This window comes from Streptomyces sp. NPDC023573 (assembly GCF_055559735.1).
The window spans coordinates 790,717-804,959 of sequence record NZ_JBVHKB010000002.1 but is presented as its reverse complement, the minus strand read 5'-3'; the positions used below and the strand labels follow the sequence as shown (position 1 = coordinate 804,959).

General features: G+C 71.9%; 17 protein-coding genes. 8 read left to right on the top strand and 9 right to left on the bottom strand.

Features of this window, described 5'->3' with window-relative positions; all coding sequences use genetic code 11:
* Positions 1-12: 12 nt before the first annotated feature.
* On the bottom strand, positions 13-462 hold the full coding sequence (gene dtd / locus ACZ32T_RS10320) for a D-aminoacyl-tRNA deacylase (protein ID WP_467272755.1): 450 nt from the start codon (positions 460-462) through the stop codon (positions 13-15).
* 115 nt (positions 463-577) lie between these two features.
* On the opposite strand from dtd, the gene ACZ32T_RS10315 reads away from it, so the two are divergent.
* From ACZ32T_RS10315 to ACZ32T_RS10305, 3 genes are all read left to right on the top strand, one after another.
* On the top strand, positions 578-1,258 hold the full coding sequence (locus ACZ32T_RS10315; RefSeq protein ID WP_467366222.1) for an RsiG family protein: 681 nt from the start codon (positions 578-580) through the stop codon (positions 1,256-1,258).
* 52 nt (positions 1,259-1,310) lie between these two features.
* A complete protein-coding gene (locus tag ACZ32T_RS10310; protein WP_467366220.1) occupies positions 1,311-2,288 on the top strand; it encodes an asparaginase in 978 nt (325 codons plus the stop codon).
* A gap of 61 nt (positions 2,289-2,349) precedes the next feature.
* Entirely contained in the window at positions 2,350-3,603 is a 1,254-nt protein-coding gene (locus ACZ32T_RS10305) for a GNAT family N-acetyltransferase (protein WP_467366218.1), read from the top strand.
* A 46-nt stretch (positions 3,604-3,649) separates the two neighbouring features.
* Here ACZ32T_RS10305 and ACZ32T_RS10300 read toward each other — a convergent pair whose 3' ends face one another.
* The 3 genes from ACZ32T_RS10300 to ACZ32T_RS10290 form a co-directional block, all read right to left on the bottom strand.
* The gene (locus ACZ32T_RS10300; protein WP_467272747.1) at positions 3,650-4,477 is read right to left on the bottom strand and encodes an alpha/beta fold hydrolase; all 828 of its coding nucleotides are present in this window, start codon (positions 4,475-4,477) and stop codon (positions 3,650-3,652) included.
* Between the two features lie 114 nt (positions 4,478-4,591).
* Positions 4,592-5,365 carry an ABC transporter permease gene (locus tag ACZ32T_RS10295; protein ID WP_467272744.1) on the bottom strand — a complete coding sequence of 258 codons (774 nt, stop codon included), beginning with the start codon at positions 5,363-5,365 and terminating at the stop codon, positions 4,592-4,594.
* Entirely contained in the window at positions 5,358-6,326 is a 969-nt protein-coding gene (locus tag ACZ32T_RS10290; protein WP_467272742.1) for an ATP-binding cassette domain-containing protein, read from the bottom strand. Before ACZ32T_RS10290 ends, ACZ32T_RS10295 begins: the two co-directional genes overlap by 8 nt.
* A 97-nt stretch (positions 6,327-6,423) precedes the next feature.
* Here ACZ32T_RS10290 and ACZ32T_RS10285 point away from each other — a divergent pair, with 97 nt between their 5' ends.
* Both ACZ32T_RS10285 and ACZ32T_RS10280 read left to right on the top strand, forming a co-directional pair.
* Entirely contained in the window at positions 6,424-7,197 is a 774-nt protein-coding gene (locus ACZ32T_RS10285) for a TetR/AcrR family transcriptional regulator C-terminal domain-containing protein (RefSeq protein ID WP_467272740.1), read from the top strand.
* On the top strand, positions 7,194-7,826 hold the full coding sequence (locus tag ACZ32T_RS10280; protein ID WP_467366216.1) for a TetR/AcrR family transcriptional regulator: 633 nt from the start codon (positions 7,194-7,196) through the stop codon (positions 7,824-7,826). The genes ACZ32T_RS10285 and ACZ32T_RS10280 overlap by 4 nt, the downstream gene beginning before the upstream one ends.
* On the opposite strand, the gene ACZ32T_RS10275 is transcribed toward ACZ32T_RS10280, so the two are convergent.
* From ACZ32T_RS10275 to ACZ32T_RS10265, 3 genes are all read right to left on the bottom strand, one after another.
* Entirely contained in the window at positions 7,807-8,430 is a 624-nt protein-coding gene (locus ACZ32T_RS10275) for an HAD-IA family hydrolase (RefSeq protein WP_467366214.1), read from the bottom strand. The two genes, ACZ32T_RS10280 and ACZ32T_RS10275, sit on opposite strands and share 20 nt — an antisense overlap.
* 105 nt (positions 8,431-8,535) lie before the next feature.
* Entirely contained in the window at positions 8,536-9,129 is a 594-nt protein-coding gene (locus ACZ32T_RS10270) for a DinB family protein (RefSeq protein WP_467366212.1), read from the bottom strand.
* Between the two features lie 61 nt (positions 9,130-9,190).
* A complete protein-coding gene (locus ACZ32T_RS10265; protein ID WP_467272729.1) occupies positions 9,191-9,733 on the bottom strand; it encodes a P-loop nucleotide/nucleoside kinase family protein in 543 nt (180 codons plus the stop codon).
* Between the two features lie 126 nt (positions 9,734-9,859).
* On the opposite strand from ACZ32T_RS10265, the gene ACZ32T_RS10260 reads away from it, so the two are divergent.
* The 3 genes from ACZ32T_RS10260 (at position 9,860) to ACZ32T_RS10250 (ending at position 11,530) form a co-directional block, all read left to right on the top strand.
* Positions 9,860-10,366, top strand: a complete 507-nt coding sequence (locus ACZ32T_RS10260; protein ID WP_467272727.1) for a helix-turn-helix domain-containing protein — start codon at positions 9,860-9,862, stop codon at positions 10,364-10,366.
* A 28-nt stretch (positions 10,367-10,394) separates the two neighbouring features.
* Entirely contained in the window at positions 10,395-11,075 is a 681-nt protein-coding gene (locus ACZ32T_RS10255) for a hypothetical protein (RefSeq protein ID WP_467272725.1), read from the top strand.
* 119 nt (positions 11,076-11,194) lie between these two features.
* Positions 11,195-11,530: a DUF2516 family protein gene (locus ACZ32T_RS10250; RefSeq protein ID WP_467272723.1), complete on the top strand. Its 336-nt coding sequence runs from the start codon at positions 11,195-11,197 to the stop codon at positions 11,528-11,530.
* On the opposite strand, the gene ACZ32T_RS10245 is transcribed toward ACZ32T_RS10250, so the two are convergent.
* Together ACZ32T_RS10245 and ACZ32T_RS10240 are read right to left on the bottom strand one after the other, a co-directional pair.
* Complete coding sequence (locus ACZ32T_RS10245; RefSeq protein WP_467272720.1) at positions 11,512-12,864, bottom strand: PP2C family protein-serine/threonine phosphatase; 1,353 nt, start codon at positions 12,862-12,864, stop codon at positions 11,512-11,514. The genes ACZ32T_RS10250 and ACZ32T_RS10245 overlap by 19 nt on opposite strands.
* Positions 12,865-13,119: 255 nt before the next feature.
* A complete protein-coding gene (locus ACZ32T_RS10240; protein ID WP_467272719.1) occupies positions 13,120-14,187 on the bottom strand; it encodes a C40 family peptidase in 1,068 nt (355 codons plus the stop codon).
* Positions 14,188-14,243 lie beyond the last annotated feature (56 nt).

The window sequence follows — 14,243 nt, the reverse complement described above, 5'->3', positions numbered from 1 at the left end:
CCCTGGAGTCCGCTACACCTCGACGAGCACGGTGAACGGGCCGTGGTTCGTGAGCGAGACGCGCATGTCCGCTCCGAACCGGCCCGTCTCCACCCGCGCCCCGAGGGCGCGCAGCCGCGCCACCACCTCGTCGACCAGCGGCTCGGCGACCTCGCCCGGCGCGGCGGCGTTCCACGTGGGCCTGCGGCCCTTCCTGGCGTCCCCGTAGAGAGTGAACTGCGAAATGACCAAAAGCGGTGCATTCACGTCCGAGCAGGACTTCTCGCCCTCCAGGATCCGCAGGGTCCACAGCTTGCGGGCGAGCTGCGCCGCCTTCTCCGCCGTGTCGCCGTGAGTGACCCCCACCAGCACACACAGGCCCTCGCCGACGATCTCGCCGACCGTTCCGGTCCCCGACGGATCGTCCCCGGCGCCCGCCACGGTGACGCTCGCGCCGTCCACTCTCTGTATCACTGCACGCATACAGACCAACCTATCTTGGGCTGAACGGGTACAGAGCACCTGCGTGAACACCGTGCGTAGTGGCACCATGCACGGTGTCGGTGTGCCGACGCACCGGTCGAGGGGACGGAACATCATGACGACACATGGAACCGGGCCATCACCCGGTGCCGTACCAGGGACACGTACAGCTGCCGGCCTGCGGCCTCCGGTGCAGCGGACCGGTACCGCGCCGCCCGGCCAGCTGCCCGCCCCACCGCTCGTACAGCTGCATGGAGCGGTGTCCGTGCCCGGACAGACCGGGGGCGGTGCGGTCGAAGGACTGGCCTCCGTCCGCCCGCAGCCCGAATTCGGGGGCCTGCGGCTGCCGGACCTGCGTTCCCTGCGCCGGGGCGCCCAGCGCGACGAGGCGGACCTCAGCTACGTGCGCCGTCTGGTCCAGGGCCGGATCGACATCCTGCGCGCCGAGCTCGCCCGCCGGGTGGACCCCGAGTCGCCCGTCGTGGACCGGCTCTCGGAGATCCTCGCCGACACCCCGTCCGTCCACCGCTCCTCGGCCCGGCACGTCACCCTCACCACGCCGCGCAGCGACGAGTACCGCCGGCTGGCGGCGGACACGCTCGCGGAGGTCGGGCTCTCCGACCTCGACGCCCGGACGGACGAGGAGCTCCTCACCGCCATGGGACGGCTCGTCCGCTACGAGCGGCAGGTGTCCCGGCGCCGTCACCGGCTCCAGCGGACCGTCGACGATTGCAGCGCGGAGATCGCCCGCAGGTACCGTGACGGGGAAGCACAAGTAGAGGACCTGCTCGCCTGAGGTGATCCTTCCGGGGGCGGGTCACGCCCGTCCCCGGAAGGCCACCAGCCCCATGAGCTCCTCCATAGCCTCGTACGCGTCCTCGTCGTCCGTGCCCCCGGTCCTGGCCGAGGTCGTGCGGTCCGGCTTCACCGAGGGACATCACAGGGGGTCGCTGGTCGTCCTGGCGGCGGACGGGAGCGTGGAGCTCGCGCTGGGCGACCCGGCGGCCCCGGTCTTCCCGCGCTCGTCCAACAAGCCGATGCAGGCCGCCGCGATCCTCCGGGCCGGTCTCGATCTCTCCGGCGAGCGGCTGGCGCTGGCGGCCGCGAGCCATTCGGGCGAGGCGTTCCACCTCGACCTGGTCCGGACGATGCTCGCCGAGCACGGGCTGAAGCCGGACGACCTGCGGACGCCGCCCGATCTGCCCCTGGACCCGGTCGAGGCGGAGGCATATCTCGCCGCCGGGGGTGTGCGGGAGCCGCTCACCATGAACTGCTCCGGCAAGCACGCGGCGATGCTCGCCGTCTGCGTACGCAACGGGTGGGACACCGCGACCTATCTCGACCCGGCCCACCCGCTGCAGCGGCTGGTCGGCGAGGTCGTCGCGGAGGCGGCGGGCGAGCCCGTCGCGTCGATCGGTACGGACGGCTGCGGGGCGCCGCTGATGGCGATCGGTCTGGTGGGCCTGGCCCGCGCGTTCCGGGCGTTCGTGCTGGCCGAGCCGGGCACGGCGGAGCGGCGGGTCGCGGACGCGATGCGGGCGCACCCGGAGTACGTCGCGGGCACGCGGCGGCCGGACACCTGGCTGATGCGGGAGGTGCCGGGCACGCTCTCCAAGATGGGCGCGGAGGCGGTCCAGGCGGTGGCCCTTCCGGACGGCAGGGCCCTGGCCTTCAAGATCGACGACGGCTCCACGCGCGCGCTCGGCCCGGTGCTGGCCCGCGCACTCGGACTGCTGGGCGTCGACGCCCCGGTGGTGTCCCGCATCGGACGGGCCCCGCTGCTGGGCGGCGGCGCCGAGGTCGGCGAGATCCGCGCGGCGTTCTGATCCGCGGGCCTGCCGGAAAACCGGGCGACACAGCCTGTGCCACGTGCCTAGCGTGGGCCGCATGAGCCTTGATCCGCGTACCGTCTCCGAAGCCGAATATCCCGACTGGATGCGTGCGGTGGGGACCGGGTTCCTCCGGGCGGCGTCGGTGCCGTCGGAGGAGGAGGTCGTGGTGCGCCTGGCCCATACCGATCTCTCCCGTGTCCAGGGGGTGTTCGACGCCGGACGCTGCGTCGCCACCTTCCGGTCGTTCGCGCAGGAGCTGACCGTCGTCGGCGGTGCGAAGGTGCCGGCCGACGCGGTCACGGGCGTGACCGTCACCCCCACGCACCGCCGGCGCGGGCTGCTCAGCCGGATGATGGCGGCGGACCTGGCGGCGGCGAAGGAGCGCGGCGACGTGGTCGCCTCGCTGATCGCCGCCGAGTACCCGATCTACGGACGGTACGGATTCGGGCCGGCCTCCTGGACCGCCGAGTGGGAGATCGACGTCCCCCGGGCGGGCCTGGACCCGCGCGGCCGGGTCCCCTCCGAGGCGGACGGCGGGCGGATCGAGCTGGTGGACGGAGCGGACGTACGCAAGCTGGGCCCCGAACTCCACGGCCGTCTCGCCGGGCGCAGCCACGGTGTCGTCTCCCGTGACGAGCGCTGGTGGCAGCGCAACACCGGTGTGGACGTCCCGGCGTCCGACAAGTGGGCGGAGCCGTTCTACGCGGTGTACCGCTCGGCGGACGGGGAGACGGACGGGCTGATCGTCTACCGCGCCGACGACAGGTGGGGCGACCGCAAGCAGCCGCTCAACACGGCGACGGTGGCCGACATGATCGCGACGACCGCGGCGGCGGAACGGGCCCTGTGGCACTTCGTCTGCTCCATCGACTGGATCACCACGGTCCGCTCGGGCTACCGCGCGCCCGACGACCTGCTCCCGCTCCTCCTCCCGGACCCGCGCGCCGCCCGCGTCGTGACCCAGGCGGACTGGCTGTGGCTGCGGCTCCTGGACGTCCCGCGGGCCCTGGAGGCACGTACGTACGCGGCCGAGGGCTCCCTGGTCCTGGACGTCCGGGACGGGGCGGGCCTGGCGGGCGGCCGTTTCCTGCTGGAGGCGTCACCGTCGGGCGCCTCGTGTGTGCCGACGACCCGGGGCGCCGACCTCACGCTGGACGTGGCGGAGCTGGCCACGCTCCACCTGGGCGACGAGTCGCCGGTGCGGCTGGCGGCGCTCGGCCGGCTCGACGAGCACCGCGCGGGGGCCGCGGCGACGGCGGACGCGGTGTTCCGGACACCACGGCGGGCGTGGTGTCCGGACGTCTTCTGAGGCTTCACCGGACGTCTTCCGAGGCTTCACCCCGGGCCTGCGGGCGTCAGTTCCCGAGGAAGTCCAGGAGGTCCTTGTTGAACCTCTCCTTGTCGCCGGGGACGAGCGCGATGCCGTGCGAGCCGCCCTCGTACACCTTGAGCGTCGCGTTCTTCACGAGCTGGGCGGCCTTGCGTCCGGTGGCATCGATCGGCACGATCTGGTCGTCGTCGCCGTGGACGACGAGCGTGGGGATGTCGAACTTCTTCAGGTCCTCGTGGAAGTCGGTCGCGGCGAAGGCGTCCACACAGTCCACGCCTCCCTCGATGGTCTGGGCCATGGCCATGTACCAGAAGGCGTCCTGGTTTCCCCGGGTGACCTTGTTGCCGTCCCGGTTCGCCCCGAAGAACCCGACGGCGGTGTCCTTCCAGAACTGCGAGCGTTCGGCCATGATGCCGTCCTTGATGCCGTCGAAGACCGACTGCGGAACGCCCTCCGGGTTGTCCGGGCCCTGGAGCATCAGCGGCGTGATCGCCGAGAGCAGCACGGCGGACCTGACACGGTCCGTGCCGTGGCGGCCGATGTAGCGGGCCAGCTCGCCGCCGCCCATCGAGTGGGCGACCAGCGTGACGTCCCGCAGGTCGAGCTGGGTGAGGAGGTCGTGGAGGTCGTCGGCGAAGGTGTCGAAGTCGTACCCGTCGTAGACGGGCGTCGAGCGCCCGTGGCCCCGGCGGTCGTGGGCGATGCCCCGGAAGCCCGCGTCCGCCACGGCCTTCAGCTGGTCCTGCCAGGCGTCGCCGTTCAGTGGCCAGCCGTGGATGAAGACCACGGGGCGGCCCGTGCCCCAGTCCTTGTAGAAGATGTCGACGCCGTCGCGGGTCGTGCAGGTCGGCATGATGAACCTCTCGGGTCTACGGCGGTCCGGAGCTTTCTCGTCCCCCGTTCCATCCTCCACACGGTGGCCCCGGCCGCACCTCGGTGCGGCGGGCCGACCGCCGGTCCCGGGGCGTTATCGCGTCCGCGCCCTGAAGAGCGCCCCTGACAGGGACACGGCCACCAGCAGGATCCCGGCCGCCCACGCGAGCGCGGTCCAGGGTGCGTTGCCGACGGGCTGGTCCAGGAGGAGGCCGCGGAGGGATTCGATGGCCGGGGTCACCGGCTGGTTGTCGGCGAAGCCGTGGAGCCAGCCCGGCATGCTGTCGACCGGGACGAACGCGCTGCTCGGGTACGGGAGGAACGACATGAAGAAGGTGAACCCGCCGGCCGCCTCCGGTGTGCGGGCGAGCAGTCCGATCGCCGCCGAGATCCAGGACAGCGCCACGATGTAGGCGAGGAGCACGGCGGCGACGGCGAGCCAGCCCGCAGGGGTGGCGGCGGGGCGGAAGCCGATGAGCAGGGCCACGGCGAAGACCAGCGTGGTGGAGACCAGATTGCGTACCGTGCTCGCGACGACATGGCCGGCCAGCACCGGCGTCCCGCCGATGTCCATGGAGCGGAAGCGGTCGATGATGCCGCCCTTCATGTCCTCGCTCACCGCCACGGCGGTGGTGGCGGAGCCGAAGCCGGCGCAGAGGAACAGGACGCCGGGGACGACGTACATGACGTACGAGTCGTAGTCCGCGCCCGTCTCGATCGCGCCGCCGAAGAAGTAGACGAAGATCAGCATCAGCATGATCGGCAGCATCATCGACGTGATGACGGCGTCGACGTTGCGGCGGCTGAGGATCAGGCTGCGGCCGGTCATGACCGTGGCGTGGGTCAGGGCTCCGGGTGCGTCAGACATGGGCGGGTGCCTCCGGCTTCTCCGCGGTGAGGGCGAGGAACACGTCGTCGAGGGTCGCGCTGTGCAGGGAGAAGCGGTCGACGTCGGTGCGGTGCGGGTCGATCTCGTCGAGCAGGGCGCGGGCGTGGGCGGCGGTGCCGTCCGTGGGGAGGCCCAGCGTGAGCGTCTCGGGGGAGTGGTGGACGGCGCGGCTCGCGAGCCGGAGGTAGGCCTCGCGGCTGCTGAGGACGAGGTCCAGACGGTGGCCCGCGACGCGTGACTTCAGGGCCTCCGGGGTGCCCTCGGCGACACTGCCGCCCTGGTGGAGGACGGTGATGCGGTCGGCGAGCTGGTCCGCCTCCTCCAGATACTGGGTGGTGAGCAGCACCGCGGCGCCCCGGCCGGCGAGATCGCGGACCACCTGCCAGAGTTCGCGGCGGCTGCGGGGGTCGAGGCCGGTGGTGGGCTCGTCGAGGAAGAAGACGCCGGGCTCGGGCGAGCCCACCAGTCCCGCCGCCAGGTCCAGGCGGCGCCGCATCCCCCCGGAGTACGTACGGGCCTGCCGGCGGGCCGCGTCGGCGAGTCCGAAGCGCACGAGGAGTTCCTCGGCGCGGCGCCGGGCCTGGTCACGGGGCAGACCGGACAGCCGCGCCATCATGCGCAGGTTCTCCTCGCCGGTCAGCGTCTCGTCCACGGCGGCGAACTGCCCGGTCAGGCTGATGGCGCGGCGCACCCGGCGCCGGTCGGTGACGACGTCGTACCCGGCGATGCGCGCCGTGCCGGAGTCGGCGGTGGTGAGGGTGGCGAGGATCCGCACGGTCGTGGTCTTGCCCGCGCCGTTGGGGCCGAGCAGCGCGTGGATTCCGGCACGGGCGACCTGGAGGCCGACGCCGTCCAGGACCCGGACCCGGGCCCCCGCCTTTCCGTAGGACTTGGTCAGGCCGTGCGCCTCGATCATGACGTCGTTCATGGCCGTCGACATGCTGATCCCCCTTATGCGTATGGCATACGCGTTATTGCGTAAGCATTACGCAAACCTAGGATGGTGGCAAGCCACGACCGGGGAAGGGCGGCTTTCGGTGACGGACAACAGCAGCGCGTCGGGCGGCACGGGCCTGCCGGCCAGCATCGAGGCCGCGTGGGGACTGCGTGACCGGCCGGTCAAGGGCCCGAAGCCCGGCCTGTCGCTGGACCGCATCGTCGCCGCGGCCGTGGAGGTGGCGGCGTCGGAGGGACTCCCGGCCGTCTCGATGGGCCGGGTCGCCAAGGAGCTCGGCGCCTCCACGATGTCCCTCTACCGCTATGTCTCGGCCAAGGAGGAGCTCTACGTCCTCATGCAGGAGGCGGTCATGGGCCTCCCCGAACCGCTCCCCGCGCTGGAGGCGGGAGCGGGCTGGCGGGAGGCGACCAGCCAGTGGGCATGGGCCCAGCGACGGATGTTCCAGCGCCACCTGTGGTCCCTGCGCATCCCGATCTCGGGTCCGCCGGCCAGCCCCCGCTCGGTCGCCTGGTGGGAGCAGGGCCTCCAGGCACTGGAGGACAGCGGACTGGGCGAGGGCGACAAGATCTCGGTCATCCTCCTCGTCTCGGGCTTCGTGCGGAACGAGGCCCTGCTGATGAGCGACCTCGCCGCCGCCGTCGAGGCGAAGGGCGTCTCGCCCCTGGAGGTGATGGGGCAGTGGGAGCGGACGGTGCAGCGGCTCGTCGACCCCGTCCGCCACCCGGCGCTGTCCAGACTGCTGGCCACCGACGTCCTGAGCCAGGCGGACGAACCCGACTACGACTTCGTGTTCGGTCTCGAACGGATCCTGGACGGTGTCGAGGCGCTGATCGAGAAGGACGCACCGTCATGAGCGCGGAGAAGTTCAGCCTGCGTGAGCGGAAGAAGCAGCTGACCTACGAGGCCGTCTCCGAGGCCGCGATCTCGATGTTCCTCGAACGGGGCTTCGACAAGGTCTCGGTGGCCGAGGTGGCGGCGGCGGCCGGCATCTCGAAGCCGACGCTGTTCCGCTACTTCCCCGCCAAGGAGGATCTGGTCCTGCACCGGTTCGCCGACCACGAGGACGAGGCCGCCCGCGTCGTCACCGGCCGGCCGGACGGCACCTCCCCCCTGGACGCGCTGCGCCGCCACTTCCTCGACGGACTGGACCGCCGCGACCCGGTGACCGGTCTCTGCGACCACCCGGACGTACTGGCCTTCCACCGCCTGCTCTACGGGACCCCGTCGCTCGTCGCCCGCCTGTACGCCTACCAGGGCCGCTCCGAAGCGGCGCTCGCCCGCGCCCTCGACCCCGGCACGCCTGTGGCGGCGCGGCTCGCGGCGGGCCAGATCATCGCCGTGCTGCGGATCCTGGCCGGGGAGAACTGGCGGCGGATCGACGCGGGGGAGAGCACCGGCCAGGTCCACGCGGACGCGGTGGAGGCTGCCGCCCTGGCCTTCGCCCAGCTGGAGAGCGGGCTGCTCACGCGTCTCCCGGAGTGATGCCGAACGGCCCGTGCAGATCAGCCGGTTCGCGAAAATGCACGCCGGTCATGCCGAGTGCGACGGCCGCGTCGACGTTCTCCCGGCTGTCGTCCACGAAGAGGCAGCGGTCCATCGGCACTCCGGCCCGTGCGGCGGCGATCCGGTAGATCGCGGGGTCCGGCTTGGCGACGCCCTCGACGGCGCTGCTGACCACATGGTGGGCCAGGTCCGTGAGCCCCAGGGCGGCGAGGTCCTCGGCCAGCCGGGGTGTGGCGTTGGTGACGAGCACCAGCGGTACGCGGGCCCGTATCCGGCGCAGCAGCGCGACGACCGTACCGTCCGCCCGGAACGGCGCCTGGGCGAGCGCCCTGCTCAGTTCCCGGGCCTTGGCCCCGCCGACCCGGCGGGCGAGAGCGAGCGAGATGACCCCGGCCCACTCCTCCAGGGTGATCCGGCCGAGGAGGAGCGGGAGGTCGACCTCGGGGGCGTACGCGATCTCCTCCGTGGTGCCCTCCGGCAGCCCGGCCGCCCGCTCCAGTGCGGCCAGGTGCGTCACGTCGTAGAAGCGGACCACGTTGTCGAGGTCGCACAGCACGGCGTCGTAGGCCAGGCCGTCCGTCACCGCTCGCTCTTCTCCGGGACGTCCGGGACCGCTCCGTACAGCCTCGGCACCCGGCGCCTGATCACTACGGGGCCGGCGTCCTCGCCCGGCCTCCGGTCCACGGCCTCACACATCCCGGCCGGCTTCTCGGGCCGCGCGCTCCAGCCGGCTCCGATGGTCCGCCCACCAGGCGGCGTCGCCCGGCGGGATGCTGTCGTTGCCCTTGTTCATCCCCACGGCGCCGTCGATGAGTTCCCGGACGATGTCGGCGTGTCCGGCATGCCGGTGCGTGTCGCCGATCACGCGGACCACGGCGTGGTGCAGCGTCACCTCGGCCCGGTGGCTCGGCCACCACGGGACGGTGCCGACCGTGTCCAGCGGCAGCGCGTCGAGCGTCGCGTCCGCGTGGGCCCAGGCCCGGTGGTAGAGCCCCACGACCTGCTCACGTGACTCGTCGGCGGTCGCCCACATGTCGGCGTTGGGCTCGGCCCCTTCCTCGACCCACGGCAGCGCCTCGCCGGACGGCCGCCCGAACGTGTCGCCGAGGTAGCCCAGTTCCACACTCGCCGCGTGCTTGATCAGGCCGAGGAGGTTCGTACCGGTCGGCGTCAGGGGGCGTCGCGCGTCGTACTCGGAGAGCCCTTCGAGCTTCCAGAGCAACGCGTCGCGAGCCGCCTGCAGATAGAAGTGCAGGTCGGCCTTGGCGTCAGATGCGGTCATGCAGACCACCCTCCCCCGCCCCGCCCGCCCCTGTCGACGGTCGTCGGGAAGTCAGGGAGGCTTACGCCTGTTTCGGGTGTCCGTAACTCCCCAATGACCGGAAAACCAGGTCGGCGGCTTCGGCGGGGGTGAGGGTTGTCGTGTCGACGACCTCGGCTTCGGCGTGCAGCCAGGTGCGGGCAGCCTCGGCGTAGGGCTCCAGGTACTGGAGGCGGAACGTGGAGGGGCCCAGTGCGAGGTCGCCCTCGATGCGGCCGCGGAGGGTGTCCTGGTCGGCGTGGAGGACGAAGTGCCGCACCGGGATCCCGTGCTGGGCGAGGCCCGCGCTGATCTCGCGCCAGTACTGCTCGACCAGGACGGTCATGGGCATCACCAGGGTGCCGCCGGTGTAGTCGAGTACATGGCGGGCGGTCTCGACCACGAGGGGCCGCCACGGCGGCCAGTCCTGGAAGTTGCCCGTCCAGGGCAACCCCGGCGTGATGTCCATGAGCGTCTCGCCGACCTTCTCGGCGTCGAACACCCGCGAGTCCGGGATCAGCCGCTGCACGAGCGCGCCGGTCGTCGTCTTGCCGGCGCCGTGGGTGCCGTTGAGCCATACGATCATGGGCTTGACGCTAGCGCCGCGCGGGGCGTGGGCGCCGGGGGTTGGGGACGGCGCTGTGACATGACGCGGAACACTTTTGCAAGCATGCGCTTGCAACAGTTAGCAAGGCGGGTGCAGTATCGACCCATGGCATCACTCAACGTCGGCAATCTCGGCGAGTACCTGCGTGAGCAGCGGCGTACCGCGCAGCTCTCCCTGCGGCAGCTCGCCGACGCCGCCGGGGTGTCCAATCCGTATCTCAGCCAGATCGAGCGCGGTCTGCGCAAGCCGAGTGCCGAGGTGCTGCAGCAGGTCGCCAAGGCTCTGCGGATCTCGGCCGAGACGCTCTACGTGCGGGCCGGGATCCTCGATGAGCGGGAGCGGGAGGAGCTGGAGACGCGGGCGGTCATACTGGCCGATCCGTCGATCAACGAGCGGCAGAAGAACGTGCTGCTGCAGATCTACGACTCCTTCCGCCGGGAGAACGGATTCGATGTCGCGCCCGACACCGGCGCCGGGTTCCACGGTGCCGCCGCCGCGGAGAGCAGAATCGACGCCGACGCGGAAAGCGGTGCCGACGCGGACGGTGCCGGTCCGGATGCCCGCGGCCCCCGCACGGCCGGCGGCAGTGATGCAGACCCACCAGCGAACTGACTTCTGATGATCCGGGAGGACCACAGTCATGGCCATCACCGATGACCTGCGCAAGACCCTCACCGACCCGACCCCCCTCTACTTCGCCGCCGGCACGGCCGACCTCGCCGTGGAGCAGGCGCGCAAGGTCCCCGCTCTGCTCGACCAGCTCAGGGCCGAGGCGCCCGAGCGGATCGAGGCCGTGCGCAACACCGACCCGAAGGCCGTCCAGGAGCGGGTCACCACGCAGGCCAAGGAGGCTCAGGCCACCGTGCAGGCGAAGGTGACCGAGGTCTTCGGGGCGCTGGACACCGACCTGAAGAAGTGGGGCGAGACCGCCCAGGACCTGGCCCTGCGGAGCGTCGGTGTGGCCGCCGAGTACGCCGTCCGCGCCCGGGAGACGTACGAGAAGGTCGCCGAACGCGGCGAGCAGAGCGTGCGGACGTGGCGCGGCGAGACGGCCGAGGAGATCGTCGAGATCGCCGCCGTCGTCGAGGCCGAGCCGAAGTCCGTGCCGAAGCAGAAGTCCGAGGCGGCGGCCAAGCCGGTGACCCCCGCGAAGTCGGTGACCCCTGTGAAGCCGGTCACCGCGAAGCCGGTGGCGCCCGCCGCGAAGAAGCCCGCGCCGAAGGCCGCCGAGTCCAAGGCGGCCCCCGCCGCGACGCCGAAGAAGACGGCGCCCGTGCGCAAGCCCGCGGCGAAGAAGACGACCCCGCCCTCCGCGAAGTAGCCCGAAGCGGCGGCTGAGGATTGCCGGAAGAACGGGCCGGGCACCTTTGGGGGTGCCCGGGTCGTTGTCCCGGTACCTTGGCCGCGAGGCGCTCATCCACTGACTAGGCGGTGCTCACCGTGTTGCTCGAAGCATTCGGCTCGATCCTCCAGCTGCTGTATCTGGCCATGCTCGTCCTGGCCGTGATCGCGCTGGTCTTCGCCGTGACGGCGCGGGAGGACGCCTACCGGGCCGCGGACAAGCAGAAGAAGTCGTTCTGGCTGATCATCCTCGGCGTCACGGTCTTCGTGAACCTCGTCATCCCGATCCTGTTCCTGCAGATCGCGGGCGTGATCGCGTCCATCGTCTTCATGGTGGACGTCCGGCCGGCGATCAAGGCCGTGTCGGGTGGTGGCGGCCGCAGCGGAGGCTCCAGCAGCGACGGACCGTACGGCCCCTACAACGGCGGGCGCTGAGCGCTCGCCGACGAGGCGGCACCGGGGCGGGAGCGCGACGCGCTCCTGCCCCTCGGTCGTATCCGGGCCTCGTCGCGTTCCAGCAGGAGGACCGCCACGTCGTCGGTCAGCTCGCCGCCGTTCAGCTCCTGCACCTGGGTGACCGCGGCCTCCAGCAGCGCCTCGCCGCCGAGCCCCTGGTCCAGCCGGCCGTTGACCATCGCGACCATGCCGTCCTGGCCCAGCCGCTGGGTGCCTTCCTGCCCGACGCGTCCCTCGATGAGCCCGTCGGTGTACATCATCAGGCTCCAGGAGCCGCCGAGCTCGACCTGCCGGCGTGGCCACCGGGCGTGCGGCAGCAGGCCGAGGGCCGGGCCGCCGTCCTCGTACGGGAGCAGGTGTGCGGCCCGTCCCCGGCGGGCGATCAGCGGTGCGGGGTGGCCCGCGATGCACAGGCCGGCGCGGCGGCCGTCGGGGGCGATGTCGACGGTGCAGAGCGTCGCGAAGATCTCCTCGCTCTGCCGCTCGTGCTCAAGGACCTGCTGAAGCGTGGAGAGCAGGGCGTCGCCGCAGAGCCCTGCCAGGGTGAGCGCCCGCCAGGCGATGCGCAGCTCGACGCCGAGCGCCGCCTCGTCCGGGCCGTGTCCGCAGACGTCGCCGATCATCGCGTGGACCGTGCCGTCCGGTGTGCGGACCGTGTCGTAGAAGTCCCCGCCGAGCAGGGCGCGGCTGCGGCCCGGCCGGTAGTGGGCGGCGAAGGCGAGATCGGAGCCTTCGAGGAGCGGGGTGGGCAGCAGTCCGCGTTCCAGCCGGGCGTTCTCCTGGGCGCGCAGCCGGGACTCGGTCAGCTGGTGCTGGGCGGTGTCCGCGCGCTTGCGCTCCACGGCGTACCGGATGGCGCGGCTGAGGAGGCGGCCGTCTAGCTCGTCGCGGAAGAGGTAGTCCTGGGCCCCGACCCGTACGGCCTCGGCGGCCCGCTCCGCGTCGTCCTCGGCGGTCAGCGCGAGGACGGCGTGGCGCGGCGCGATGCGCAGGACGTGCTTGAGGGCGGCGAGCTCGTCCGGCCGGCCGGGCTCGTCGTCGTCCCGGCCGTCGTTGCGCGCGGCGGCGGGCAGCGCGGCCGCCTCCAGGTCCAGGTCGAGCAGGATGCAGTCGACGTCGTCGGTGAGCAGCCGTCCGGCCTCGGTGAGGTTACGGGCGGTACGGACGCGGACCCGCGCCCCGGTCGTGGACGACAGCTCGGGGACGGCGAAGGTGCCCGCAGGGTCGTCCTCGATCACCAGGAGTGTGAGGTCGGCGCCGTGAGTGGTCTCCGCAGCGGGAACGGCACGTTGCTGCGGTACTGGTACGGGCATCGGTTCGGGTTTCCTTCCCTCCCCCCGAGGGCGCGGCGGGACGACGATCGACGACCCGCCGACGGGGACGATAGCGGTCCGCGGCAGGGGAACGGAATGGCGTCTGCCGATCATCCTTCGTCATATGCGCGGCCATAAGCCGCGTCACGCCACGGATCCGGCGTGCTGGGCGCGCACGAAACGGACATGTGGCCATGACAAACATCACGCGCCCACCACGCGTCGCGCACAATTCGCCGGCCGCCCCCGGAAGGCCTACTTGTCGGGCCGGACCACGCCCAGGATCTGCATGGTGCCGGCGCCCGTCAGCGTGACGTCCCGGCCGGGCCGGGGGGCGTGCACGATCGAGCCGTCGCCGACGTACATCCCGACGTGGCTGGCGTCGCTGTGGTAGATGATCAGGTCGCCGGGGCGCATGTCCTCGATGTCCACGCGGGGAAGCAGCCGCCACTGCTCCTGCGACGTCCGGGGGATCGGCTGCTCCGCCGCCGCCCAGGCCTGTGAGGTCAGCCCCGAGCAGTCGTACGAACCGGGGCCCTCGGCCCCCCATACGTACGGCTTGCCTATCTGGGCGGTCGCGAAGGCCACCGCCTGCTTGCCGGCGGCGCTCGCCTCGCGGTCGATGTCCTTCAGCGCGCCGGAGGAGAGCCAGGCGGCCTGTGCCGTGGAGGCGGCGTCCTTCTCCAACTGGAGGAGCCTGGCCCGCTCCTCCTTCGCCAGCCGCGATTCGATCTTCTCCGCCGCCGCGATCTGCCCGTCGATGCTCTTCTTGGCCTTGGCCTGCTTGGCGCGGCCGGCCTCGATCTTCTCCAGGTTGAGGCCGGCGTCCTTGGTGTAGGTCTCCAAGTCCTCCTGGGCCTGCTCCAGTTCGGTCAGCATGCCCTTGGTGGCCTGCTGGCCCTGCCTGGCCTGGTTGATGCCGTCCATGAAGAGGTCCGGATCGCCGCTCAGCATCAGCTGCGCGCCCGGGGGGAGTCCGCCGGTGCGGTACTGCTCGCGGGCCTGGGCACCTGCCCTGTCCTTCAGCTCGGCGATCCTGGCATGGCCGTCGGCGATCGACTTGGTCAGCCGGACGATCTCGGCGGACTGCTTCTTCGACTGCTCCTCGGCGAGGTTGTACGCGTCCGTCGCCGCCCCGGCCTTGCGGTAGAGGGTGTCGATCTCCTCGCGGACCTCTTCGAGGCTCTTCCTCGGGGAGGCGGAGGACGTGGCTGTGGGGCTGGGCTCGGGGACCGGGGCCGCCATGGCCTGGACCGGCGCGGTCAGCAGGGCCAGTGCGCAGACCAGGGTGATCGCGGCAGCGGCACAGTGGCGTCGGTTCACAAGCTCCCCCTCCGGGCGAATGGCAACGAAAGCCGTATCGCGTACATCTGACTTAC